At 56.9% G+C, this 22,636-nt stretch carries 12 protein-coding genes and 2 rRNA genes (1 of these 14 only partly in view); 7 read left to right on the top strand and 7 right to left on the bottom strand.

The genetic code is table 11. The annotated features are described in order from the left end of the window. Positions 1–329: 329 nt before the first annotated feature. The 3 genes from C3938_RS10015 (at position 330) to C3938_RS10005 (ending at position 3,013) form a co-directional block, all read left to right on the top strand. Entirely contained in the window at positions 330–1,640 is a 1,311-nt protein-coding gene (locus C3938_RS10015; RefSeq protein ID WP_105102984.1) for a DnaT-like ssDNA-binding domain-containing protein, read from the top strand. Next, a complete protein-coding gene (locus C3938_RS10010; RefSeq protein WP_158681633.1) occupies positions 1,552–2,205 on the top strand; it encodes a replication protein P in 654 nt (217 codons plus the stop codon). The genes C3938_RS10015 and C3938_RS10010 overlap by 89 nt, the downstream gene beginning before the upstream one ends. A gap of 91 nt (positions 2,206–2,296) precedes the next feature. Continuing rightward, the gene (locus C3938_RS10005) at positions 2,297–3,013 is read left to right on the top strand and encodes an outer membrane beta-barrel protein (RefSeq protein WP_105102983.1); all 717 of its coding nucleotides are present in this window, start codon (positions 2,297–2,299) and stop codon (positions 3,011–3,013) included. A gap of 267 nt (positions 3,014–3,280) precedes the next feature. On the opposite strand, the gene C3938_RS10000 is transcribed toward C3938_RS10005, so the two are convergent. The 5 genes from C3938_RS10000 to C3938_RS09980 all read right to left on the bottom strand — a co-directional run bounded on the left by C3938_RS10000 (position 3,281) and on the right by C3938_RS09980 (position 14,870). Then, positions 3,281–6,088: a CshA/CshB family fibrillar adhesin-related protein gene (locus C3938_RS10000; RefSeq protein ID WP_105102982.1), complete on the bottom strand. Its 2,808-nt coding sequence runs from the start codon at positions 6,086–6,088 to the stop codon at positions 3,281–3,283. Continuing rightward, the gene (locus C3938_RS09995) at positions 6,088–12,120 is read right to left on the bottom strand and encodes an OmpA family protein (RefSeq protein WP_158681632.1); all 6,033 of its coding nucleotides are present in this window, start codon (positions 12,118–12,120) and stop codon (positions 6,088–6,090) included. Before C3938_RS09995 ends, C3938_RS10000 begins: the two co-directional genes overlap by 1 nt. A gap of 163 nt (positions 12,121–12,283) precedes the next feature. Further along, positions 12,284–13,324: a DUF11 domain-containing protein gene (locus tag C3938_RS09990; RefSeq protein WP_105102980.1), complete on the bottom strand. Its 1,041-nt coding sequence runs from the start codon at positions 13,322–13,324 to the stop codon at positions 12,284–12,286. Positions 13,325–13,383: 59 nt separating this feature from the next. Then, complete coding sequence (locus tag C3938_RS09985) at positions 13,384–13,863, bottom strand: DUF11 domain-containing protein (RefSeq protein ID WP_105102979.1); 480 nt, start codon at positions 13,861–13,863, stop codon at positions 13,384–13,386. A 17-nt stretch (positions 13,864–13,880) separates the two neighbouring features. Beyond that, positions 13,881–14,870, bottom strand: coding sequence for a hypothetical protein (locus tag C3938_RS09980; RefSeq protein WP_105102978.1), 990 nt, complete (start codon positions 14,868–14,870; stop codon positions 13,881–13,883). Between the two features lie 652 nt (positions 14,871–15,522). On the opposite strand from C3938_RS09980, the gene C3938_RS09975 reads away from it, so the two are divergent. Genes C3938_RS09975 through C3938_RS09960 form a run of 4 tightly spaced genes read left to right on the top strand, consistent with a single transcriptional unit; the run spans position 15,523 to position 21,058 of the window. After that, positions 15,523–16,368, top strand: a complete 846-nt coding sequence (locus C3938_RS09975) for a DUF6689 family protein (protein ID WP_105102977.1) — start codon at positions 15,523–15,525, stop codon at positions 16,366–16,368. Positions 16,369–16,411: 43 nt separating this feature from the next. Continuing rightward, positions 16,412–17,251: an FHA domain-containing protein gene (locus C3938_RS09970; RefSeq protein ID WP_158681631.1), complete on the top strand. Its 840-nt coding sequence runs from the start codon at positions 16,412–16,414 to the stop codon at positions 17,249–17,251. Positions 17,252–17,265: 14 nt separating this feature from the next. Then, the gene (locus C3938_RS09965; RefSeq protein ID WP_158681630.1) at positions 17,266–20,358 is read left to right on the top strand and encodes a serine/threonine-protein kinase; all 3,093 of its coding nucleotides are present in this window, start codon (positions 17,266–17,268) and stop codon (positions 20,356–20,358) included. Next, on the top strand, positions 20,351–21,058 hold the full coding sequence (locus C3938_RS09960; protein WP_105102974.1) for a sensor histidine kinase: 708 nt from the start codon (positions 20,351–20,353) through the stop codon (positions 21,056–21,058). Before C3938_RS09965 ends, C3938_RS09960 begins: the two co-directional genes overlap by 8 nt. Positions 21,059–21,135: 77 nt before the next feature. Here the strand turns inward: C3938_RS09960 and rrf are convergent. Both rrf and C3938_RS09950 read right to left on the bottom strand, forming a co-directional pair. Then, positions 21,136–21,251, bottom strand: a 5S ribosomal RNA gene (rrf, locus tag C3938_RS09955). Between the two features lie 207 nt (positions 21,252–21,458). Next, positions 21,459–22,636 (bottom strand): 23S ribosomal RNA (locus C3938_RS09950) (it continues 1,705 nt past the right edge of the window).

Raw genomic sequence — 22,636 nt, 5'->3', positions numbered from 1 at the left:
ACAGGAATCGTTGCGGCATGGTAGGACCCGTCCCCAAGGGGAAGGCAACCTGTTTCGGGGCATCTTCAGCCAGGGCCTGTTAACACAAAATTCGATGGGCGCGCCGGCCCTCCGGGTTGCGCCCCAAACGCCTCAGGCCACGACGGTCATCGACTGCCAATTCGACAAACACCGGCTGCTTCAGGTGCGTCCGCACCCATGCATGCCACTGACACGGCCTCCTGTGTGCCCAGTCTAGTGAATATCCGCGCAACCCCTGTGGCCCACCGGTCACGACAGGGGCGGATGCCGCCCGCGCGCCCCCGCCACAGGGGTGATAGAATCGCGCCATGACACACCCCCAGATTCCCGAAAGACCCCTCTGCGTATCGCCCTCTCTCGCCACCAGTCTCGGCCTGGAGGAGGCGGTATTGCTGACTGCTCTCGGGGATCTGCTGCCCTTTTTGCCGGTGGACACGCACCCCGGGCGCGACTGGTATACCGCAGATGGATCTCAACTGCAGGCCCTGCTGCCCTTCTGGCAGCCGTCGGATATCCAGCGCGTCGCCACAAGCCTGCGCAATCAGGGGGCGCTTCTTCTCGGGGCTGCACCGTTTGGCAGTAGTGACCTGCTCAAGTTTGCCCTGCCGGTGCGCAGCGCTGAGCAGACCGAGCGCCCGGTTTCTCTTCCGGCCGCGCGCGGCGCTAACCTTATCGGTCCGAATTGGCGCCCGGATGCGGAGACACAAGCGCGCATCGCGCAACTCGGCATTCCCGAGCACTTCGCGCGGGAGCAATTGCCGGAGTTTGTCACCTACTGGCGGGACCGCGGTGAAAGCCGCCACTCGTTTGGCGCTCTGTTCCTGAAGCAGGTAAAAAACAAGTGGGAAGCTTATCGTGCAACTCAGGGGCGCAAACAACCCTTGGGCGAGGGCTGGCATCCCGATCAGGATACCCTGAACAAACTGGCCGATGAGGGGGTTCCTAGCACGTTTGTACGGCGCTGCCTGCAACGTTTTGTAGAATACCATCGCAACAGTGGCAAGCAGTCGGTGTCCTGGGATCTGGAGTTCAATGACTGGGTAATGGAAGACTGGGAAAAACAGGAAGCGCCGTTTATTGAAAAACGCAAACCTGAACCCATGACCCGCGATTGGCAACCCAGCGAACACACCTGGGAGCAGATGCGCCGTCTCGCCATCAACCCGAATTTTGCCGCAGAGTTACTGCCGGAATTCATCTACAAATGGCTTGAGCGCGGAGGACACAGTGCACGCTGGGGTGAACTGTTCATTGAATACGCTCGTGTAGAATGGGCTTACTATTGCCAGGGCATTGAAAAAAATCCCGTCGCCAAACCGATTGCCCGCAACTGGCAACCATCAAGCGATTGCCTCGGGCACCTACTGAATCAATGTGAGATCGACCGCGAATTTGTACTGGGACTGGTACCCGAGTTCCGCCTCTACTGGCGTGAACAGGGCGGTGCGCGCAAAAGCTGGGATGCCGTCTTTGTACGCCACGCGCGCTACCAGTGGGCCGAGCGCAACAAATTCGCCATAGGACAGCATAATGGCCAACAACACCAAACCGGGCACTCAGGTAACCAGCGCACAAGAGACACTTCAGTCTGGGACATCGTCACAGACACAAACTGGTAATCCAGAACTGGAAGCGCGCAAACGCGCCCTGAACGAAGTATTTGGCCTGCTCAAGCTCGGGTACCACAATCAGTTCAACGCGGCCTTTCCCGACGTACAGACCCTGAACCACGCCAAGCGGCTGTGGCTGGAATCCCTCGCCGGATTTTCGCCCGAGCAGATACTCGCAGGTACCAAGCGCGCGATCCGGCAGTGTGAATACCTGCCGACTATCCACAAAATGCTGCAACTGTGTGCCGAGGGCGAGGACGGGCTGCCGGACGTGCGCGCCGCCTACCGCGAGGCCTGTAACGCGCCCAGCCCCAAGGCCAACTACAAGTGGAGTCACCCGGCGGTGTATCACGCCGGGCGCGCGGCAGACTGGTTTTTCCTCGCCAACAACCCGGAAGCCTCCGCCTACCCGGTATTTGCCGCCCACTACAAGAAGGTCTGTGAGCGCCTGATGGCCGGGGAACAACTGCCGGCACCAGAGCAAACGCTGCTGGAAGAGAAGCCAGCCCAACCGCTGTCAAAAGCCGAAAACGCCAAGAAGTTGGCGGAATTGCGTGCGCAACTCAAAATATGATGTGATGTAGCAGCTCTTGAGCCGGTCTCCCCTCAGGATTCAGCGGGAAATCGTTCTGCCAATATACATTCACCCCAGAGCAGGTATCGCCATGGTCAGGCCCTCCCTTCTGCTTGTGGTACCCCTTTCCCTGCTGGGCAGCAATCTTGCCTGCGCAGACTTCTATTCCCATCGCTATGGTGGCCTCAGTATTCAGAGCACCGCACTGGATCCGCTGTGCAGCAGTTCCAGGGGGCTTGTGGACAGCCTGAACCGGGAGGAGCAGTCCGCCGAATTCAAGGGCTGCTCCGATAGTGGCCCAGGGGCAAAACTCTACGCCGGGTGGCGCTGGAGCCCAAACTTTGCCGTTGAAGTGGATCTCCGCCAGGCCGCTACACATAGCACTCAATTTATTGTGAGCAACCCACAGCTGACCTACCTGCACGTTAAGGACAGCGTTACCACCCGTATGGGCAACGCGTTCTTTGTGGGGCATCTTCCCGTGGAAGGATCTGGCTTCAGCGTTTTCGGCAAGCTCGGCGGCGGTTTCTGGCTCAACCAGCTTCGCTCCAGACAGAGAGGTGATGTGCTCGCCGTCTTCGAACTGGAAGACGGCACCCTGCAACCAGTCATCTTCCCGATCGACGGCGTTTTTTCAGAGAGCACCAGCGGTTTCCACTGGGGTTACGGCGTCGGGATGAGCTACAGCTTCGGGGACCGCTGGACACTGCGGGCGGAGTGGGAAATGTTTCCCGAGATCGGCAGTGATGAGCTTTTCGGTGAGTATGACGTGGAATCGGCGTCACTGGGCTGGAGCGTCCACTTCTAGGGAGTTTGGCAGCAAGAAGTTGGGTAAAGGCCGGGTCACACAGCCGTGTGGATGACTGTCGCAACTCTGTCGGCGCCCTTCGCATCTCAGCGACCCCCGCGCCACATCAAGGTTTGTTTTGAATAGCGATTCCACACTTGTCCACAGCCGGGATTACACACAAAAACATGGGACAGCCCTGTGCATAAGTTGCGAATAGCTGCCGGGAGCCCCGTGACCGTTAGCCCGGCTGCAGGCGTATAAAAAAACACCAGCCGACTCAATGGGTCAACGCACCCGCACGCGAAAGCTGAACTCCGCCCAAGTCTCTGACCCGCCGGATTGTCCGTTCATACGCCCGGCGGGTTTCAGGCGAATATGGCGCACCGCGGCGTCAAAACCATCTGAATCCGGCACCGGTACATAACTCCAGTCGATCCCATCCGTGGAGAATTCCACATGGTCGCTGCTACTATTCAGGGCGATAAACTGCCAGCTGAGCCCGCTCGCGGGAGCGCCGTCGGTAAAGGTGATCGGACCACTGCCCGTTCCCCCCAAGTCCCCCACGTACAACTCCACCTGCTCCGGCAGTGCATCACTCAGTACCAAACTGTTCTCGTCCGGCATTCCGTCGCCGCTGTTACTCAGGCGCAGGGTGTACTGGATTACCGCCCTCGGAATAGCCTTGGGATTGACGGTGCCATTGATCGGGTCCGACAAGGTGCTTCCGATCTTCATCACGGAAAGCAAGGGCGAACCGCCGACCATGAATGTGGCCTCACGCGAGTGGGTCACAGTGCCCTCGGTACCTTCGTAGGCGATTACGCGAACGGTCCAGGTTCCGCTCGCTGGCGAGGCTGGGATGGTATATGGAAATTCGTAGGTTTTGGTCGCCACACCCGAATCGTCGACTTCGTTCATCGCCGTCAGGGATTGCACCGTGGCGCCGTTTGCATCGGCGATTTCGATAGCGGCGCCGGTGATGTCAAAACTGCCGAACGGGTCGCTGACCACGGCGCGGATAAACGCCTCCGAACCGGCGCTATAGGAGGGTTGCGTTGTGGTAGCAGAAAAGGGCGAACTGTAAACGCCCAGGCTATCAATATTGATTACCGTACTGGTATCAAAGGCCATGTAGGAATCGCCAGCACCGCAACTTGTAGAACTCAAGTACACGTCTCGCTGCCCGTCGCCACTGGAATTGTTGGTTACCGTCATCCGAATGGCAGTGCCCGGATTCAAGGTCAGATCGCTGGGAAGGTCGATGTTGAATGTAATCGGTAGCCAACTGAGATAATTCAACTCCACTGATCGCGTCTGGCTGCCGATACTGCCACTGGAGGCGCCAGCGTAATTCAATTGCACCCTTACCGTGCGAGAGCGACCGCTACCGTCAAGAAAGGTGCTGCGCCGCATACACAAGGGAATCTGGATACTTCCGGCAGTTAATTTAAGTGGTGCCTGAGTTTGGGGCGTCATCGTCAGCGTCGTCGCACCACCCTCCCCCAATGTCGTACTTGAATCGACGACCGGCACGATTCGCTGCAAAGTATTGCGATCCGAAACGGGTGCACTGGCAAAGTAGGGGTATAGTTTCTTTATCCCCGTCGACGGGGGGAAGGGAGAAGTAACGGTCACCGTCGGTGCCGTCACGTTCACGGTCGAAGCGTCATCCGGGTTGGTCACTACCGCGGTGTTACTAATCAGATCGCCGTGACTGGCGCCGGCAACGATATTCGCCTCAAAAACGATCTGGGCAGATCCACTGGCCGACAGGTCGATGCCGCTGACGTCCAGCTGCCCGGTACCGGCGTTGTAATTGTAGGTAGCCCCGGCCGGCAAACTGACCACGGACAAATTTTCCAGCAGTGAACTTATATTGTCTGTGACGCTGACGCCGCTGACCGGCTCGCCAGCGGACTCGTTGATGGTGATGGTGTAACGCAGTACATCTCCGGGATTGGCGTCGCCGCCGTTGACGTCCAAGACGCTCTTGGTCGAGGTGGACAGATCCGCGATGGGGGCTTCGGCTTCGGTAAAGGTGCATCGCACCGCATCGCCAAACTGCAGCACACCAAAATTGTACGAAGTGGTCTCGACATTGTTGGGTAGCGGTGTGCTGGAGCTTGTTTCATTTGTGCAAGTCAGCACCGAACGATACCGTGAGATCGCACTGCTACTGCCACTGGCCATCGTCTGGTTGAGTGTCAACGGGATTGCCGCGGTACTCGACAGCGTCGCCGCCGTGAACGGTCCCTGCCCCGAGCCACTCGACGTGCCCTCGGCGAGTACCGCACCGCTGTTGGTGGCGTTGATGGTAAACCGGAACTGGTCGGCGGCATCAACGCGGGCTCCAATGATCTCTGTATTGAGTCGGATTGAGGCGAAGCGTACGGCGAACATCGCGCCCTGCAATCCGCTGCCGACGAGTGTCGTTGTCACGGTAGTCGGCGCACTCGAACCTACGATATACGCGCCCACTGTACCTGAGGCCCCCGTTATCTGGACATCGTCGGTTCCGACGCCTGAAATACTCGGGTAGGTCGAACCGGAGGTCGGCCCCACCTGATCGAGTAGTTCCCAATTACCACCGTTGGTTTCAAAGCGCAGCGACTCTCCGCCGTTGGAGGATTCGCCATCACCGGCGACAAACATGTAATTCGTGATCGTACCGGCTACCGGTGGCGTGAGTTGGATACCGGAAATTGTCACCGTCACGGTGGTACCGTGGCTGCTCTGATAGAGGATCGGCCTTCCGGCAATGCCCAGGAATGCGGTGTTGCCCACCGCCGCGCCCGACCAGGAAGGAGCCGTCGCCGACGTCAAGGCACCTCCGCTGACCTTCATGTTGAAGGCCATGGTCGTGCCATCGGGAAGGGTGTAGGAGAAATTCTGCCCGGCCCCCGAACGCGCAGCGGTATCGTTATAGGACGTAAGATCAAGCCAGCAATAGGTTTGCCAATCGCCGGGCCCGGTCGAACCCTGCGCGGTCGCGTGATAACAGTTATCCGCCGCCGCCGGGCTCGCCAGCAGACAGGCCGCCCACAGGACAAACCCGCACCAGACAAGAGAAAAACGCCCGATTCTCACCAGCATCAGTTTTCTCCCGTCTCGCTGGCAAAGCCGAAGCGGGTGTTCTGGTCAAACTTGAAACGCAGCTGCAGGTAAGGGCCCTGGGCCGTGTAACGGGCGGCCTCGAAATCCCGATCTCGGAACCCTTGAACATTCCACCCCAAGGTTATCCAGCCGTCGCGCAGCGGGGAGAAGCCCAGCTGCGGGCCGAAGGAATACAGGTGCGTACCGGCTTCCCAGGAGTTGAGAGCGCTGGCTTGCAGCCCCAGATCCATCCAGCCATTGAGATCGTATCGCGCCTCGAAACCCAGCAGGTCGGTGTACCCGTCGTATTCGATCCCGTCGAAATTGTCCTGCGCATACTTGGCGCCGTAATACAGTGACAACTGACTGCGCTGGTAGTGGTGGAACAGGTTGCCGGTCCGATCTTCTTCGTCCCAGGGGCGGGAAACCCGGTTGAGCGCAAAATTGTTGATCACGCGACGGCTGCGGGCGTTGTCTGCGGTAAGACTGTCGAAACCAAACAGACCGCCGCTGATGGTCGCATTTACAACATTCTCGTAGCGGAATTCCAGGCGATTGAGAATGGACCAGTGGCTGTCCAGCGGCCGCCACGCCCAGGACAGATCCAGGCTGGCGAGGTCGCCACTGGCGCCCTGTTCCATGTCGTTGTGAAACGCCTCGAGGCTACTCGAAAACGCAATGCCCGCCTGGGCCTGACGCAGGAAACCACTACTAATCCCCTGGCGCTCGCCGCTGTCTGCGCGGCGGGATTCCAGGCGCCCGCGCCACCCCCACACATCCCCACGCCATGCCGCGCCGACGCTCAGGGCGACAAAGTCCTCACTGGTGCTGGTGACGGAAGACTGGCCGAAAGCACTGTTCCCGGTAGACGTATTCACCACAGGGGCCGACGTGTCCTCCTCCAGGGCGTGGCTGGTCTCCAACCCCAGATCCAGGCGCCACTGCTCGCTCAGGTTTGCCGCCTGACTCACCCCTAGCTGGGAATAGCGCCGGGGTCCGTAGCCGCTGGCACGGCTCTCGTTCAGGGTGGACGTGACAAGCCCGCCGGCCCACGGAGTGAGCTGGATGCCTACACGACTGGCGCGGGTATCCCCGCTGTCGCCGTCACTGAATTCCTGCCCCGCCAGCACTCGGGCATAGTCGGTGAGCGCATAGCTGGCCCCCAGCAGATAGCGATCCGGATAGTCGGCGCTCTGATTGCTGCCGCCGTTAAGGGAGGTCTCTGTCTGCAGCGAAAGGTCGGCGCGACCATTCAGCAACTGGCGACTGACGGAAAACAGCGCCTGGCTGGAAACCGCTTCAACAGGCGCCTCGCCAGCACTGCTCGCGGGCAGTTCATCCTCGGCGTGCTGGGCGCCCAGGCTAAGTCGTGTTGCATTGGTCTCGTAGCGCAACCGCGCCTCGGCAGCATTGCGCCGGGCCGCGTTGACAAGGTTCTGCTGGCGGTAGGTCTCCCCCTGTAGAGACCACTCTTCGCCCAGGCGGACCTGACCCTGCACGCCAGACTTGCGCTGCCCCGCCTGCGCCTGGGTTTGCTGGTTGAGGCCAAATTCCGCATCCTGCTGGCGACTGTAAGCGAGTACATCGTAGCGGCCACTGTGATGTTCCACTTCCGCCAGCCAGGCCTCCCCGTCACGCTCGATATCGTCGCCGCGGGTCTGCGCGGTTTCCAGGCGAAGCTCGCTGTCGTCTCCAAAGAACCAGCGCAGGTCGGCGCCAGCGAGCTCCGCACGTCCGTCGGCGCCCTCGTCGCGCAGACCACTGAGACCAACCTGCAGTGATTCGTCCTGCAGGTTGAGTCCCACGCGACCACCACCGCTGAATGCGCGCTTGTCGCCACCAGCGGTCTCGTACTCGGCCACGATATACACCGGGTTGAAGTCGAGATCACGGCTGAAGATCGGCTCGCGGAAAAACAGTGTGCCGGCGGCGTAGTCGATCTCGTAATCGATATAGGGTGTCAGGGTTTCGGTTTTCAACACCTGCTCGTGGTGGATCCTGTCGCGGGTTTCGATACGCACCCGCTCACTGTTGAGCAGAATTCCCGGATAACTCAGGCGGTAGAGGCCGGAGGTTCCGTCGCCCTGAATTTCATCGCGGGCGTAGCTCTGCTCGGTGTCGGCGGCAAATACTGTGTACACCACCAGACCACCACCATCTTCCGCCTTGAAGCCATTCAAGGTTCGGCTGTAGCGGGACAGCTGGGTTTTCGTCAGACCAGTTTCGTAGTCTCCGAACAGCGCGTAAAACTGCCCCCGCTCCATCTTTACATACAGCTTGTCGCGACTGACGGCGCCATATACCTGGGTGGTACCGTCGCCGTAAAGGGTGTAGTAGCGGGAAGGATCGATGGGCGACATCAGCGCGAGATCCCGCGGTTTGTCGCTGTCGTAGGCCATGGTGAGCAACCACTCGCCGAGTACCCGCCCCTTGGCATAGAAGCTCAACTGGCCATCGGTATAGACACCTTCATCCTCACCCGCCGGCAGGGATTCCATGCGCTCGCTAAGGGTGTTGTACCCCAGGGTGCCCTCGGCAAAGCCCACCACAACCCAGTCCCGGGCCGCCGGTGACATCCAGCCGTGCAATTGCTGCTCGCGGCGGGTATCGACGCCGGTGTAAAAGCGAAAGTCCAGAGTAAACGCGCCAGAACGGGTTGTGGGAGCCAGTTCGATCCAGGCAATGCCCTCGTCACCTTGCACCCGGTATTGAGGCTGAAATTCCCCCATCCCCGCCAGTTGGCGCTGCTGTTTGTCGTTCTGGCTCTGCCACGCCTCGTAGGGGGCACTGATGGCCACGCTCCCGGTAATACCATCGCGCACAGGAAAGCCATCGCGATCCAGAATCCGCACCGCGATGCGCGGGTGTGACACGCCGTCTGCGCGCAGATCCGAGCGCTCCGGCAACAGCTCCGCCCGCGCCGGGGTATTCGCAAAGTGCACCAGACGACGGTAACTGGCGAGTAGCTCGCCGTGGTCATCGTAAACACTTGCCAACAACAGGTTGTCACCCTCTTCTAATGGCAGCGCTCGCCAAAGACTGGCAGCGGCACCACCACGTGGTGCCGTTTCAATACCTTCATAGCTGAGCGCAGGCGCAGGCTTGCCGTTGACGGTAAGCTCTACTCGCTCGCCGACACCATGGGCGACTACCGCGCGCACCGCGGGTGCCCTCGGGTTATGTTTCTCTGCGGGAAACAGGAAGCCCTTCTGGCCCGCGGCCTGCGCGAGCCAGTCCACTCCCGCGCCCGCCGCGGTTGCGGACGAGACCTTTTCTGCATCACGGGCAGTATCTTTATCCAGCATTGAGTAAGTGGACGGATCCAGCAGGTCAACGGTGAGGCGGCCACTGTCACTGAGTTTTTCACCGGAGTCGGCGACAACAGTGGCGCTGAGTACATTGGCCTTTTCACCCGCGTTTGCGGCACAGTACAGGCGATTTTCCGCTACCGGCAGGCGCAAATTGTCGCCCACCTCGGTATCCACCAAAGCATTGACCTTGATACTGGCTGCCGCCGCACAGTGGTCAGTTTCCACTTGATCACGGCGCAACTCTTCCGTCTGAAACGTAAAGTGTCGTTTGTAGGGCACACTGTTACGCTGTGCTACATCAGTGTCGTCCGGTAGTCGCCACATCAGAATCGAGCCGCTCTGGCGCGGATCGCCCACTGGCTCCCCGTCCAGACGCGCCGTGCCGGACAGGTACCGCAACTCTTCGGGCAGCATGGCGGTAACGCGCAGATTGGTAAAAGCACCACCACTCGTATCCAACTCAACCGTGTGCATGTGCTGCAGGCGCTTTCCCACCACCACTTCTGCCGGACCTGTTCGACCGTATACGAGAAGTTCTACCCGTCGGTTGCGGGCCATGCCTTCCGGAGAGATGTTGTCGACCAGCGGCAGACTCGGGCCCAGCCCCCCCACGGTTACCCGTTCGGCGGAAAGACCCAGGGCGTCACCCAACACGTTGGCAACGGTACTGGCACGGGCCATCGACAACCCGTGATTATCGCGAAATTTCGCTCTGGCGCGGCGGGACAGGCGCTGGCTGTCGGTGTGGCCGACAATCTCCAATCCAAACACTTCGCCGCCCTTCAAGGTCTCCACCAGCGCCTGCAGCTCTGCCGCCGACTCCGGCAGTAGCTGATCGTCCCCAGATGCGAAAAGACCGCGGAAGGTATATTTGGTCGGCGCCACTTTTTCCAGCAGCGGCGACACCTGCTTCTCATGGGTCTGCAGGCGCAACCCGGCACTGGCCGGACGCAACTGGAAATCGGCGCGCCACAGGCTTCCTCCGCGGGCGTCGACAAACTGTGAATAAGCACTGCCGGCAAAACGGGTGTTGTCTACACAGGAAACCGGTTCCCAACCCGCGGGCAGATTGGCCGTATCCAGCTGTACCACGTGGGTACCTGGGCGCAGGCCCTCCAGGTGATAGCGACCATCGGCATCGGTCACTACATAGGTGCCGTCGTCCAGCAACAGTCGCACATCAGCCAGTCCTTTGCGTTCACTCCACGGGGTGTCGCAGTCGCCACCATACACTCCGCCGACCAGCGTAAAGCGGTCGCTGATAAAGGGCTCGGTGATCTGCACCGCCACCTGTGCCAGGTTGGAAGTCATCACACTACCGCCCGGACTCAGAGCGCTGGCGGTAGCGGTATTGACCGCGTCCCCTGTCCGCACGCCAGCGACGACTTCAACTACATAGCGCACTTCCAGCTGAGATTCTGTGGCCAGTTCCCCCAGAGGTATCTCAAGAGTTCTACCGTCGGCGCCAATCGCGGGATCCGCCTGCGGCTCGCCATCCAGATACAGGGATCCCGCACGGTAACGCATGCCTGCGGGCAGGCGGTCGACAATCCGGGCCTCGCTGGCTGGAGCGGAGATCAGGTTCTGCAGCTGCAGGCGGTACTGCAGGTAGTCACCCACCTCAGCCGCGCTGTGAGATACGCTTTTCTCCAACAGCAGCCCCGCTGTAGACGGGTCGGCAGGCACATCCATGACCAGTGCAGGGCTCATTGAAACTGAAAAGGTTTCACCCCGGGAACCAGTCACGACCCGGTAAGACTGACCGTCGGGCGCCGGCGGCATTTCACTATCGGCCGCGGTGGAGGGAGCGGTGTAGCCCGTAGGAGGCGTCACCGCCAGGCGGTAATTGCCAGGCGGGACATAAGGAAAACGAAAACTCGGGGTATCGCTGCCACCGGTAACCTGAGTGCTGGAGAAAAGGGTCACGCCATCGTCGTCATAGACGGTCGCCGGCGATCCATCAGCGGCATTCACCAGTGTCACCGTAGCGCCGGCAAGGGGTGTTCCGTCGACAGAATCGAATACCACACTGAGCGGATCGGCGATCGCGCTTGCCCGCGCGGATTCGCCGGAACACATCGGGTCCCGGTAACTCAGCGTGAGCTGCGCGTTTTCACCCAGTACCAGCTTCCCGTCGCCACTCTGCGGCCTCTGATCGGGGCCAAATACGGCACTGGGCAGCGCCGCGGCGAATACACCGGTATCCGGGCCAGTTTCGTACAGGTACAGCTGTTCCCTCTCGCGCGATGCAGTGCCAGACACGGTACGCGGATAATCCACATCAAGTTCGACGTCGAGGGACTCCCGAACCGCGGGGTCGATATTACGGTTAGCGTCTTCCAGCGCAATCAGTACCGGCTCACCGCCGTGGTATACCGCTGCAGTGTGCGATACCACCGCCTCCAACGACAGGGTACTGCCATCGAGTGCGACAGGTACCGGCAGGGGCAAACGGGCACCGGAGGAATCAAAATAGCTACCGCCAGTGAAGGTGCGACTGACACTGTCGGGGACAGAGAACGCAGGGGGAATATGCTGGAAAAAACCAACGCGAGAGGGAGTACACGCCGGGGTTTCCAGCACATGCAAGTTAACGCTGTTGGAATCGAGCCAGCGCATGGCCGAATCGCCCGGATACGCCCAACTGGTACGAGCGACATTGAACACTTCCAGGTCTGCGGCACGCAGTGAAGCCGAACACAGCCCTAGCAGCAGTATCACCACCAACGCCAACAGAAAACGTCGGGTGCAACAAAGCCCGGCGGACTCGCGTCCCCCGGGCACAAGGGAGTGCGGGGCCAGGAGAGTATGAACCATAACCGCTACGCGTCGCGCACCGCCGGGAAGCGGAGCGGGTGGCGTGGCGCCACCCGTTGCGAAGGATTTAGTTCAACTTTACTTGGAAGCTAATCCACACTGGATTGCCGCTGGATATGGTTCCGAAAGACGCCGAAACGGTATCTACGGGAGAGCCCGAGGTGGAACCAAAGCCTGTATCTGTCGCGGAACTGTCGCAAGCTGCCCCGGTTCCCGTCATAACACTGCCGGCCTCATACGTGGTCTCGCTCGGGATTGGATCGGTTAGGACTACGCTATCAGCATCTGTTGCGCTGGAGTTCGTCACTACGATGCAGTATTCAACCAGAGCGCCCGGAATAAACTTCGGGTTCGTCGTGTTATTGAAGGGGTCGCTAATTACCGAGGATGTTTTGCTTACGACAAGGGTCGCGGTTTCCACAACATAAGCGCCGTAGACCGTTATCTGTCCGTTACCCTCGATACTGTCTGGGCTGGCCAACTCACCAAACACTGTATCCATCGAATCAATGGTATCGGCACCCGTCGTTTCGGTAACAGCGGCACCGCCACCAGATTCATGTGCCGTTGCATTTACCAGCACCCCGATTACTGCGCCGTCCGTCGCAGTACTTGGGACGGTGAGCACTACAAGGATCTTGGCGATTCCATCGGCCGCCAGGCTGGTAACTGTGTCCGATTCACCGGTGTCAACGATCCCATTACCGTTTTCATCCCAATATACGAGCAAATCGGTGCCGTCTATAGTGTCGATACCATTATTAGTGTCAACCGCTGTCGAAACATTGGAAACAGCGAGTTTGAAGTCCAGTGTCGCGTTGGAAGTATTCGTCAGGGTGTAGCTGGACACTTTCGCGCTGGCTGCCGGCGCGGTGGACACCGGACTATCGTCTTCATCAAGAGTCATGCGAATGATGCGGTCGACCGTAAACTCAGCAGCATTACTGTCGACAGTATCCTGAGTCACGCCGTCGACATCATAGGACACAGTCGCGGTGTTGCTTACGGTGTCACCCGCGGTCGTGCCGGCAGCAAAGGCCTGCGGTACCATTCCCACAACCAGTAATCCGAAGGCTGTCAAAAAGCCTAGTGTTTTTTTGTTCAACATGTTCACTCCACCCCAACTCCATTCTTAATATTTAATACGAACCTTTGCGGTATCGCGTTTTACTTCAAAACGGCCCGGTAGCGCACACTTCCGGAAGCTCCTGGCGCAACCGCGCCCTCCAAGATCCAGCGCAGCGCCACCACATCAGAGGCCTTGGCCGCACGCACAGAACCGTCGACCTCGATAACCTCCAGGGTTTCCAGGGCACCGAAACGCTTGCCGTCTGTGGAAACCTCGACGCGGGCGTTCTCGCCCTCCGCTGTGTCGGCCACATACTCCATCTCCGCCGGTACCTGATTGTTTACCACCAGGTTTTCCGCAAGTTCCTTGCCGCCGTTGCGGTAGGTGATAACAAACACCACCTCAGTCCCCGGCATCACCCGCTCCGCGGGCTCCAGGGTTACAGTCTGCGAACCATTTGCATCGGTGGTCGTCACCTCCGTAAAGGCGCGGGTTTCCAGCTCCACCGCCGCAAAAGCCAGTGTCGAGGAAACCATCAATACAGCCGCAAGAGCCGAAGCGCCGAAGAATCTTTTCATTTAAACCTCTTTACCGATCAGTCAATTTCCACCTGGAAAGTGGCCGTATAGGTGGCCGGTGCGGTGACCGTGCCGATATTGATCTCTATACGCGGCGGCGTAGTACTACTGTCAAATCTCGCCTCATCACTGTCGGCCGCGTCGCTTTTGCCCGCCCCGTTCAGAGTGATAGAGCCGGCCACATAACTCGTATTATCAGGGATGTTATCGCTCAGGATCACATCTGTGATCTCGCCGCTGCCGCTGACAGAAAAGGTGAGGGTGTAGGTAATCACTGCGCCCTGCACCGCTGCACTGCCGCCGAAGGGATCGGCAACGCTCTGGCTCTTGGTGAAGGAAGGTTGCACCATGCTTACCTGATAGCCGTTCTGGGCCGCCGCAGCGCCACCACTACTGCCTACCACGGCGTTGCCACCACCATCGCCCTGTCCCGCAAATACGGTGCCCGGCGCATCGCTGCCGGCGCTCATCTGAGCGGTGATCGATTCTGCCGTCAGCTCAATCAGGCCGACATCATTGCTGGACTGGGCACCGGGAATGTCGGCAACTACAAACACCGCTATCGACTCGTCGGCGGCAAGCTGTAGCGGAGTGCCGGAGCTAAACAGTGTATCTCCCGCATCGTAGAGACCATCGCCGTTGCTATCGATGTAAATCAGCGCATTCTCAGGATTAAACTGGTCCCCGCTAAGCGCAGAGTTCAGCGTTAGGTCATAGCCCTCATCCCCGTTACCAGTATTGGTAACGGTAAAGGACAGCACCGCCCCACTCTCCGGCGTCGAAACAGAAACATAGCCCGAGTCATTGGTAGCAACGGTGACATCCAGTAATTCATCCACCCTGAGGCTGGTGGTATTGGAACTCACAGACTGAGGATTGCCCGTGGTGTCGGTATAGGTGGCCGAAGCCGTATTACTGATGGTGGTGCCAGCTTCTGTGCCGACCGCGAGTGCCTGCACCGATAACAACAGCACTGCCCCCCCCAAGAGCCATCTTTGTAAAAACATGTTTATTTTCCCAATACCAGGTCAGAGAGCACAGACGACCAAAAGTCCATTCGCCTCCGCGCCTCTTCACATCTGGATTAATTTTTGTGACTCCTGACACAAATTTTATCCACACGGAAAAATGAATGAAAGAAGAAAGCGCCTAAAAGAAGCGGCTGCCACCACTAAATTGGCATCCTAAAGATTTTCCGGTGGTTTTTTGATCGAAACTTTCCAGGAATAAAGACCAAACGAACCCAAAATGACTTTTGGATCTATTTTTTATCTTCTCTATTGTTGGTCGCATCCCCTTCGACGCCCTCTTTCTGCCATGTAACAGTCCACAGCCCACAGACTGTGGGTTACCGAGTTTTTCACAGTTTCCATGGATATGGCTGGGGATAAGTTCGGGATATATAAGCTAAACGACGCAATCATTACCCGATAGGATGGCGTATAAAAAATCAGCGTTTCACACCACTCATGACGCGGGGTACTGGATTAACTTCCAGCCCACAAATGGAGCATTACGGCGCCAATTGGCGGGTTTTCATCAGCAGTTCACAAAACGTGAAACAATTCAACTTTATTTTTTATCAGGTATGTAGTTAGATGTAAAAAGTGAACGAGATATGCGCAACACTCGATAACAACAACTCCGAGGTAGCACATCATGCCACGCCTATTCGCGTACCTGCTCGGATGTACCCTGAGTCTGCCATCACTGGCTACAGTGATCAGCAGCGAAATATCAGAAAACAGCGCCAAATTCATCATTGCAGAAGGGGCCAACTCCGTTGAGCTCACACTGGAATTCGAATCGGTCAGAGGTCTTAACGAATACAGTGCTGGCGTCGATTCATATACGTTTTCCCCCTCCGATCCCAATCTCTTAGGACGCCTGCCTGTTGGAGTCGAACCAGTTTCAGCGTTCCCCGTCATGATAATTATTGAGCCACCAGCCGATGGTGGTCTCATTTTCAGTGGCGCAGCCGAGGTTTCGGTATATACCCACGATCTGAACTTCAACTCCAACTACCGTGTGTTCAAATCCCATGAAGGTGAGGTCTTTCACGACCTGACGGCGGAACACGAACCCGGTTCTTATCGCGCCCGACTCAGGACAGGCAATTTTTCCGAATGGATTGTGGTCAAGGATAACCGGGACCCCGATGAAGTGATCGCGCTTAAATATCAGCGGCTCAGTGACGCGATTAGTAGCAGTGGCCTCCATTGGCGTGTAATCAACAGCCTGCTTTCCCAGTTGAGTCTCTCGCAATTTTTCTGGCAACAGGGAAATACGCGGCTGGCAATCGCCTTGCTGGATGTCGTGACCGGCCTGCTCAATGGCCTGGTTGAGCCACTTGTTATTGACGGCCTGGTGAAACCACTTCTTGGTGAAGGGCTGATCGGATCGCTCGTCGATAGGGTCTGGGGTGTCACAACCCCCGTGACAAATGTCGTGGGCGATTTGCTGGGTGCGAGCGCGACACTCCGGTTTAGTCTTTCACAGAGGTAATACATTGCCCGCTCGGCTTAGTGTTTATTACCCTCGTGAGCCGGTGAAAGAGTTCCGGCTCGACGATGGCATTACATACCATGTGGGGCGTGGCAGTGACTGTGATATCCAGTTACATAGTTTCTCAGTTTCTCGCAGACACGCGAGCCTTGTTCTAGCCAATGGCGTCTGGACTCTAACGGATCTCGGTTCAAAGAACGGCACAAAAGCGCAAGGCGAAGCCATACAGACAACCCAGCTGAATGGAGATCGCTGGTTATCCTTCGGCGATATGCAGGCCCGGTTCCAGTTGCTGGGACAACAACAATTGGATCAGCAGGCCATGCAGGCGTCCCAACGCTGGCAACGCTGCACATATCTCAAAGAGCAACTAAATAGCGAAAACGACCTTGAGCGCTTGCTCTCCCGTATTCTGGAAGGGGTTTTACAGCTAGCGGGAACAGACCGTGCATTTATCTTGCTTAAAGACGGCGCTGACAGACTCAATGTCAGTGCCATACGAGGTGTCACTACCGCGGCATTACAGCGCGTGGACTTCGCTGGTTCGCGCAGTGCCGTTGCCGAAGTGCTGAAGACAGGCCGTCCGCTCGTGACCTGCGACAGCCTTGATCATCAATTTCTCGCAAATCAACCCAGCATTCAGCTAAATGCCATTCGCGCGTTGGCCTGCCTGCCTCTTGCTTTAGACAGCAACAGCCTACTGGGTGTGGTTTACACCGATAGTTTGCTACTTGGGAAAGAGATTACCGAACTCGATTTGAAGATACTCGAAGCCATCACTGACAATGCAACTGTAGCAATTGCAGCGACAATGATAAGTGCAGATATAGACGAGTTGAATCAGGGTTCCACTGATATGTTTCCTCATCTCTCAGCCTGGTAGAAGGTGAACGGCTTGTGCATCTCGATAATGACGCGACCTGTACTATAGAAAATATTTTTACCCCACTACAGGCTGGAGATCGGCTGGCAAACCGATTTGTTATCCGGCGTCTCCTGGGCCGTGGAGGTTACGGCTCTGTTTACCTTGCACTCGATGAAAAGCTCGATATTGAAATCGCGCTAAAGCTATTGCACCGGGAAACCGGCAGCAGCCTTCGTCACGAGGTCCTGTTAGCCCGAAAAATCAGCCATCCTCATGTGGTACGACTCCATGACCTCTACGATTCCGAGTACGGCTGTTTTTACACGATGGACTTTATCTCGGGAGAAAGCCTGGCGAGCAGGCTAGACCGGGACAAGAGACTTCCACCAGATCAGATTTTTACTCTGGCGACCTCCTTGCTGGGAGCTCTCAAGGAAGCACACAAAAACGGTGTTATCCACCTGGATCTCAAGCCGGACAATATTCTCCTCGGCCAGAACGGCCAGGCCTTTATTACAGACTTTGGTGTCGCTCGCGCACTTGGGGAAGATACCATTGCGCCATCTGGGACTCCCGACTACCTTTCCCCCGAGCAAATTCAGGGAAAAGTACTGGATGGTCGCAGTGACCTTTTCAGCCTCGGGGTAATTCTCTACGAAGTAGCAACCGGCCAGCTCCCATTTGGTGGTAATACCAGCCAGGCCAGAATGAAGGCACGACTGAGTACACGGCCACAGCCGCCACATCACCTCAACCGGGAAATACCACTCACTCTCAGTAGATTTATTCTCGACCTACTTAGTAAACGCCCCGGCCAGCGGCCAGCTAGCGCAGAATTGGCACAATCTCTACTATCCAGATCCCGCGTACCTGCACGCTGGCAATGGTTAATACCTTTACTTCTTATCGCAGTCGCACCGTTGATCTATTGGCAATCTGACTTCAGCTCCCCTACGGTGGAACAAACCAGATTACCTACATTGCTGATATTGCCGGCGGATACATCGCCTCCCATTCCGAATTGGCTCGCCCTGGCGGCCGCGGAGCAACTGCACAGTCAACTATCGGCCTCACCAAGATTGCATCTTGTCGACCAGCATCAAGTATTCAACTACATCGCACAGGTGCGCTGGGATTTTCCCTTAAGCCGGGCTCAACAAGAGGAGTTATTACAAGCATTCGGCGCCGTATGGATAGTTGCACCAAAGATTCAACCCTTAGGCGACAAGTGGAATCTCACGGTGAGCTACGGCCCACCCTCTCAGAATAATGCGCACTCGATTGACCAGGTCTCGTCACCCGAATCCACCATTTCAACACTCACCCAGCTGGGCACTCTGCTACTGGCGCAACTCGATGGAGAAGCCCCCCAATCAGACACCGTTCCGAGTGAAGTTCTGGGCGAAGTCACTCAGATACGACAACTCCTGGACAACCAAGAGTACACCGACGCGCTTGACCGGCTCTCCAACCTCACCCAGGTCTGGCCCAGTCCGCTAAGTTGGTACCTCAGCTTCAGCGCCTACAACGGGCTCAATCAGCAAGAGTCAGCCGACAAAGCTATTAAAATCGCGGCATCACTTATTCAAGATCCCAATACAACACTGGCATTGCGTATCCAGTTCGAGCAACAGAGGCTCAATGGCCAGAGCGACAAGGCTCTGGAAACCCTGGCACTGCTGAGTCAGCGACAACCCTTTGACGCAAGGCTTGCTCACCTCAATGCCGAATTGCTGGCCGATCACAAGGATCTGCAAACGAGTGCCAAATATCTCGAAACCTGGCTTGAAACAAGCCCTACCGATGCTCGAGGGTGGTATTTATTGGGTCGACAACAAATACGTATCGGGAATGCCAAACAGGCCGCTGAAAACCCACTCGCGCGCGCCCTTATCCTGGCACGTAGCCAGCATCAGGAAGCGCTTGAAGCCGATGTTCTCGCTGCGATAGGCGTCGCGCAGGAGCGCCTCGGCAATCTTGATCACGCCAAAGATTATTATCAGGAGGCATTAGTTAAGCGAAATTTACTCGATGACAAAGTGGGACAGGCGGGAATACTGGCAAACCTTTCTTATCTGAGTGTAGTCGCAGGCGATTCTGCGGGTGCCTCCAAGCAACTGGATGATGCACTCGCCATCCTAGCAACTGAGCACGCGCCTGAACTGCAGGCGAGCCTTCACAATGACAAAGGATTACTTCTGGAAGAAGCCGGTGAGTACGGCGCAGCGAAACAGGAGTATCTGAAGGCTCTCAGCTTGCGCAGGGAATTGGCAGCCCCAGGACTGGTTGCCGAAAGTCAGGCCAATGTCGGATATATAGCAATGCTTTCGGGTGATAGCGAGAGCGCCAGGGTTTTCTTTCAACAGTCACTCCTTGGACACGAAAAATTAGGTGACCGTCGCGGCATGCTGTATGTGCGTCAGTACCTCGCAACCCTGGAAAGTCGTGAGGGACATTGGCCGGAAGCGACACAAACCTGGCTGCTAAGCAGAGAAGAAGCTGACGCTATTGATGATCAACACGCGCAATTATCCGCACTGATTCATCTTGCACAGTTGAGCTTATGGAGAGGCCAATATGATAAGGCCGTTGAAGAGCTTGATCAGGCCACCATGCTGGCCACTGAATTACAGGACTCTCGGGCAGATCAGGAAATTCTGTTACTGCGGGCCGAGATGCTACTGCGCTATGGTGGGGATCCAAGTGAACTGCAACTGGGCGAGCAGGCAACACCAGATCAACGTGCACGCCATCAACTTATCAAGGCCGAATGGCGAATGGAGCGGGGGGATCTAGAGCAAAGTCGTCTTTTGGTGTCACCACTGTTGACAGAAGCTCTTCCCGCCTGGGAAGCGAGCTGGCGTCAATACCTGGCCAACCAACTGGGGATGGACATAAACCGCGTCGCCCCAACCAGCCAAGTATGGCGATGGCGACAGGGACTCGACCGGGAATCTCTACCCGATGAGTCCTGGTTTGCTATCCGCCTTCGCGCAAAAGAATGCAGTATCGAAAGCTGTCGCCGTTTACCAGTGTGGTTTACACGCGCGGTAAACAAAGAACAAATGGAAAAATTTCTGGCGCAGCCATGGATTCCCCAAGCGTGGAGAATGAAGCGTGGATAAGCATGAAATTTCAGAGCGTTTACAACGGTTGGCCAGTGAGCAAGATAAACTAACAAGAAAGCTGATTGACGGAGAGCAACGCTGTCGTGGATTGGCCAAAAGTGTTTGGTCCGTCCAGGAGGAAGAGCGCAAGAGAATTGCTCGCGAATTACATGACGGTATTGGGCAGACACTCACCGCTTTGAAACTGCGACTGATGACCATGCCCAAGAGCGAGGCCCAAGCGGAAGCGCTACAAATCACTGAAATTGCTCTGAGCGAAGCACGCCAATTAGCACGGCTCTTACGCCCGGCGGTTTTGGACGATCTGGGGCTCGTCGCGGCGCTCAAATGGATATCCCAATTAACCGACGAACAGTCTTCGAGCCAGGTTTCATTACTCATTTCAGGGCTTGACGAGCGACTACCACCAGATATCGAAACATTACTCTTCCGTATTACGCAAGAGGCGCTGACTAATGCATTAAAACACAGCCAGGCGAGCATCATTGATATCCGACTTTCGAGCGAAAGCGGCCGTGTATTTCTGAGCGTGGCGGATAACGGTATAGGGTTTGATGTCAGCGCTTCGCACTCACCGGATGGTAACAGCTTCGGACTCCGGAGCATGCGAGATCGTGTAGAGTTATTCCACGGCGATATCAGGATCAACAGTTCCCCAAATGGCGGAACGGAAATACTTGTTCACCTGAATATTTGAGCCGTGTGATATAAAGTTTGCGAAAGCGTAAAAGAAGAAAGGCCGTACAGTTTCCTGTACGGCCTTTCGGATTAGAAGCCTGACGATGACCTACTCTCACATGGGGAAACCCCACACTACCATCGGCGATGTTGCGTTTCACTTCTGAGTTCGGCAAGGGATCAGGTGGTTCCACAACTCTATTGTCGTCAGGCAAACTGGCTTGGGTTGGTGCTGGTCTTACGGGCTGTGCCCTGCGCTACCTGTTATCGCTGTTTGCCTGGTCGTTTAGACCGGCGATAACCCCAAATACTTCGGCGAAACATTCTGTAGTAATACACCGCAAGTCGATCTCTTGCGAGAAGCTTGCACGTCTCTCGATTGCTTACACAATCCGTTCGTTAGTAACCATCTCTGTTGTATGGTCAAGCCGCACGGGCAATTAGTACTGGTTAGCTCAACGCCTCACAACGCTTCCACACCCAGCCTATCAACGTGGTAGTCTTCCACGGCCCTTTAGGGGACTCAAGGTCCCAGGGAGATCTCATCTTGAAGGAGGCTTCCCGCTTAGATGCTTTCAGCGGTTATCCCGTCCGAACATAGCTACCCGGCAATGCCACTGGCGTGACAACCGGAACACCAGAGGTTCGTTCACTCCGGTCCTCTCGTACTAGGAGCAACTCTTCTCAAATCTCCAACGCCCACGGCAGATAGGGACCGAACTGTCTCACGACGTTCTAAACCCAGCTCGCGTACCACTTTAAATGGCGAACAGCCATACCCTTGGGACCGGCTTCAGCCCCAGGATGTGATGAGCCGACATCGAGGTGCCAAACACCGCCGTCGATGTGAACTCTTGGGCGGTATCAGCCTGTTATCCCCGGAGTACCTTTTATCCGTTGAGCGATGGCCCTTCCATACAGAACCACCGGATCACTATGACCTACTTTCGTACCTGCTCGACATGTCTGTCTCGCAGTCAAGCGCACTTATACCATTATGCTCATTGCATGATTTCCGACCATGCTGAGTGCACCTTCGTACTCCTCCGTTACTCTTTGGGAGGAGACCGCCCCAGTCAAACTACCCACCATACACTGTCCTCGATCCGGATTACGGACCAGAGTTAGAACCTCAAACATACCAGGGTGGTATTTCAAGAATGGCTCCACAGGAACTGGCGTTCCTGCTTCAAAGCCTCCCACCTATCCTACACAAGTAGGCTCAAAGTTCAGTGCAAAGCTATAGTAAAGGTTCACGGGGTCTTTCCGTCTAGCCGCGGGTACACTGCATCTTAACAGCGATTTCAATTTCACTGAGTCTCTGGTGGAGACAGCGTGGCCATCGTTACGCCATTCGTGCAGGTCGGAACTTACCCGACAAGGAATTTCGCTACCTTAGGACCGTTATAGTTACGGCCGCCGTTTACCGGGGCTTCGATCAAGAGCTTCGCTTGCGCTAACCCCATCAATTAACCTTCCGGCACCGGGCAGGCGTCACACCCTATACGTCCACTTACGTGTTTGCAGAGTGCTATGTTTTTAATAAACAGTCGCAGCCACCTGGTCACTTCGACCGGCCTCAGCTTAAGGAGCAAGT

Source organism: Microbulbifer pacificus (assembly GCF_002959965.1).
Taxonomy (GTDB): domain Bacteria; phylum Pseudomonadota; class Gammaproteobacteria; order Pseudomonadales; family Cellvibrionaceae; genus Microbulbifer; species Microbulbifer pacificus_A.
The sequence above is the reverse complement of the archived record's forward strand: the minus strand, read 5'-3'. Positions and strand labels throughout refer to the sequence as shown.

Excerpts from the sequence above, each read along its gene's own strand:
- C3938_RS10015 (WP_105102984.1), top strand. The coding sequence starts at position 330 with ATGACACACCCCCAGATTCCCGAAAGACCCCTCTGCGTATCGCCCTCT.
- C3938_RS10010 (WP_158681633.1), top strand. The coding sequence starts at position 1,552 with ATGGCCAACAACACCAAACCGGGCACTCAGGTAACCAGCGCACAAGAG.
- C3938_RS10005 (WP_105102983.1), top strand. The coding sequence starts at position 2,297 with ATGGTCAGGCCCTCCCTTCTGCTTGTGGTACCCCTTTCCCTGCTGGGC.
- C3938_RS10000 (WP_105102982.1), bottom strand. The coding sequence starts at position 6,088 with ATGCTGGTGAGAATCGGGCGTTTTTCTCTTGTCTGGTGCGGGTTTGTC.
- C3938_RS09990 (WP_105102980.1), bottom strand. The coding sequence starts at position 13,324 with ATGTTGAACAAAAAAACACTAGGCTTTTTGACAGCCTTCGGATTACTG.
- C3938_RS09985 (WP_105102979.1), bottom strand. The coding sequence starts at position 13,863 with ATGAAAAGATTCTTCGGCGCTTCGGCTCTTGCGGCTGTATTGATGGTT.
- C3938_RS09980 (WP_105102978.1), bottom strand. The coding sequence starts at position 14,870 with ATGTTTTTACAAAGATGGCTCTTGGGGGGGGCAGTGCTGTTGTTATCG.
- C3938_RS09975 (WP_105102977.1), top strand. The coding sequence starts at position 15,523 with ATGCCACGCCTATTCGCGTACCTGCTCGGATGTACCCTGAGTCTGCCA.